The 3,632-nt window shown below is 38.1% G+C and carries 4 protein-coding genes; all 4 read right to left on the minus strand.

The genetic code is table 11. The features are described from left to right. Nucleotides 1–737 (minus strand): type II secretion system F family protein (locus WBG45_RS00120; protein WP_424411782.1); only part of this gene is annotated, 737 nt, incomplete at its 3' end. Nucleotides 738–931: 194 nt separating this feature from the next. Further along, the gene (locus tag WBG45_RS00125; RefSeq protein ID WP_424411783.1) at nucleotides 932–2,269 is read right to left on the minus strand and encodes a CpaF family protein; all 1,338 of its coding nucleotides are present in this window, start codon (nucleotides 2,267–2,269) and stop codon (nucleotides 932–934) included. Further along, nucleotides 2,269–3,441, minus strand: a complete 1,173-nt coding sequence (locus WBG45_RS00130) for an AAA family ATPase (protein ID WP_424411784.1) — start codon at nucleotides 3,439–3,441, stop codon at nucleotides 2,269–2,271. Before WBG45_RS00130 ends, WBG45_RS00125 begins: the two co-directional genes overlap by 1 nt. A gap of 2 nt (nucleotides 3,442–3,443) precedes the next feature. Next, nucleotides 3,444–3,632: hypothetical protein (locus WBG45_RS00135; RefSeq protein ID WP_424411785.1), on the minus strand; the 189-nt coding region annotated here is incomplete at its 5' end.

Raw genomic sequence — 3,632 nt, forward strand, 5'->3', positions numbered from 1 at the left:
ATCCATCCGAGTATTACGCTGACCGACCCAATAATGACCATCGCCCAACCTAATGGATGCGAAAATAATAGTTGAAAGTAATCTGGGTTAACGAGCTTAATATAGATAGCGAGAGCTATTGGTAAAATCGTAATAATCACCGCAGACATTTTCCCTTGAGCTGTTAATGTTTTCACTTCATCTTGAACTCGTGATCGATCAAAAATTGTTTCCTGCATGGTCTCTAATAAAACAGCTAAATTACCACCAGTTGAACGTTGGATAATTAGTGTATTTAAGACAATTTCGAGTTCTTTATCCGGTAATCTATCCAGCATATTTTGAAAAGCCTCTTCCACCGTAAGTCCATAGTTTATTTCTTGTAATGCTTTCAAGAATTCGGGTCCCAGTGGTTCTCCAACCTCTTTTGCTACCATATTCAAAGTTTGCATGAAGCTAAAACCTGCTCTAAGAGAGTTTGCCATCGTACCTAGTGCTTCTCCAAGTTGATTCGAAGCCATTTGCAGACGTTTTTTTCGTTTTTTCTTTACATACATAATTGGTAAACTGAATCCAATTACGCCACAAATAATCGAAAATATAAAGTTGAGATGTAGAGTGTACGCAACAGCTATACCAATAATTGCGAGCATAACTCGACCAATAAATAATTCTCCAGGTGATAGCTTTACCCCGGATTGTTTGAGAGGTTGTTCGTACTTAGTGAGATTAAATACGCTTTCCATCCATTTACTCATTTTCTTTAGGGAAGAGTTTTCTAGTTTCTGCTGAACTTTCTTGTTTTTTTCCGATTGCCTAACATTATTGATGTCGATATACTTTGTTAATCGTTTTTCGTATTTCTTTTTCTCAAATACTTCGGATAGGACAAATTTGCAGAGGATTGTCGTGCTAAAAAATGTAAGTAATATCAGATAGATAATTGAATTTGTCATGCCCACTCATCCCTAAACATCGCTTGGATGTTATGCCCAGCCATCGTGAATTTTTCGATACAGGTGGGGCGAATACCGGTAGTCGTAAATTGATGTTCCCTTCTACCTGTTGTTGGGTTTTTGCGCTCATTGTAAACAAAGATATCTTGAAGAACAATGGTATCTCCTTCTAATCCTAATACTTCAGTAATTTTCGTTATTTTTCTTGAGCCATCCTTCATTCGTGCTTGTTGAACGATAAGATCCAGGGCAGCTGAAATTTGTTGGCGGATGGCCCTCACAGGTAAATCGAATCCCGCCATTAATACCATCGTTTCAAGTCTTGCTAATAAATCCCGAGGAGAGTTTGCATGTCCTGTCCCTAGACTTCCATCATGACCTGTGTTCATCGCTTGAAGCATGTCCAGTGTTTCTCCACCGCGTACTTCCCCAATAATAATTCGATCAGGTCGCATACGGAGGGCATTTCGGACAAGATCTCGAATGGTAATTTCGCCTTGCCCTTCAATGTTTGATGAGCGAGATTCTAATGCAACGACATGTTCTTGCGAAAGTCGTAATTCGGCAGCATCCTCTATCGTTAATATTCTTTCATCGTTAGGAATAAATGATGAAATGACGTTTAATGTACTCGTTTTACCTGAACCCGTACCACCACTTATAAAAATATTAAGTTTCGATTCAACAGCTGCTTTTATAAATAAAGCCATATTTTCATTCAACGAACCCATTCGTAGTAAATCGTTTATTGTAAATGGGACTTCTGAAAATTTACGAATGGTCATTGTCGGACCGTTGAGTGCTAATGGTGGGATAATTGCATTGACTCGAGAACCATCTGGTAACCGGGCATCAACCATCGGAACACTTTCATCGATTCTCCGACCTAGTGGTGCTACAATTTTTTCGATGACACGTAACACATGTAAATTGTCACGAAAATGAATGGTTGTTTTCTCAATTCTTCCGTTTACTTCAATATAAATGTCGTTCGGCCCATTCACCATTATTTCAGTCACTGAAGGATTGGCTAGAAGCGGTGAAATGGGCCCGTATCCTGTAAGCTCATGTGAAATATCGTGCTTCAATTTCTTCTTTTCCTCGAAAGTAAGATGATTTCCTTCCTTACTCAAAAAATCATTCATTAGCTGTTCGATTAGTGGTTCTATTTCCTGATTTTGATTTACAGGTTTTTTCAGTTCATCAACGAGATAGCTGTGAAGAAGCACCTCCAAAGCTGTAGATTTCTTACTAGTAGCTATTGGTGTACTCATCCTATCTTTTCTGTTATCAGGACTTACTTGGTCTCCACCTAAACGTGATAATAAGGACATTAGTTACGTCCCCCTACAGGATCCAAATGTATGTCCTTTTGAATTTCAATAGTAGACTGCTTTTTGGGATGATACAGTTTTTCAGCCATTTGGAAAATCCTTTTTGCCACTTGTGATCTCGGATGTGAATAGCTTAAAGGCTTTCCTTCATTCACTGCCGTTACCATTGCTTTTTCCATAACTGGTAGGGATGAAAAAATCCTCTTACCAACGACCTTTTCAACTGTACTTGTTGTGATTCCTAGCACTTTTGTTTGTCGATTTAATACAATCCTTACTCGGTCTTCTAGTTGCAAGGAGACTAACGTATCGTAAAGAATTTTGCTGTTTTTTAATGTGGGTAAATCGAGGTATGTCATTAACAAAATATCGTCCGAACTCTCTAATGCGACAAGTCCAATTTCATTCATATAACTGGATGCATCAATAATGACCACGTCGAATAATTGTCTGAGATTATTTAGTGCTTTCCTTATATCATCGCCTGTGATTACTTCAGCAAATTCAGGACGTTGTGGAGCTGCGAGAATTGCAATGGCATGTTTATCATAAGACAAATAATTCTCAATCAGTTTTCCTTCCTTATCTTCTTTCGCCCAGTCATAGATTGTTTTCTTTGGCTTCACATCAAAAAACATGGCAACATCACCGAATTGAAGATCTAAATCTACAACTACTACTTTAAATTTCTTCCTATAAGTAGCTGCTAGATTGACAGCAACTGTTGTTTTGCCTACTCCGCCCTTTGTGCTACAAACCGTTATTACCCTAGCATTTTTCTTTGGCATTAAATCCTGCTGTTGAAATGACTTGAGTTCACAATCTTCAATTGCTAGATTGATATCCTGGTTTATCATAGCTGCTGGGGAGGAAAGAAAAATCACGTCTCCTGCTCCTGCCTTAAGAGCACTCCTCATATCTACCTCTTCTTCTGAGCGAAATAGTAACAAGGTTGTAGTTAGCGGAAACGAAGTTGATATTTTATTACATACGCTATAGACATCATAGGATGCAGAATCCGGTAAGAAAACCATACTCGGTTTATCTACCTGTAGTTGATCATATAGATCAGATTCGTTTGTAACCCAATGGATTGAATGGTTAGGGGTTATTACGACTTTATTCATAAGTGAAATCCATTCATAATTTTCAGCTATGGATATTATTTTCATAACTATCTGAACACCCCTTCGTGTAATTCGTCTTCGTGAATATGTGTATGATCTGGTTCAATCAAGTCATCACCATCTTGTCTAAGCATTAGATACAGTTCATATCTTGTAGAAAAACCCAAGATAAGTCCCTCTTTTGGTGTCACTTCAACTGTAACCATTTGATAACGATTTTTTGTCTCTTCATCATC

Origin of the sequence: Paenisporosarcina sp. (assembly GCF_049671445.1) — a bacterium.
GTDB lineage: Bacteria > Bacillota > Bacilli > Bacillales_A > Planococcaceae > Paenisporosarcina.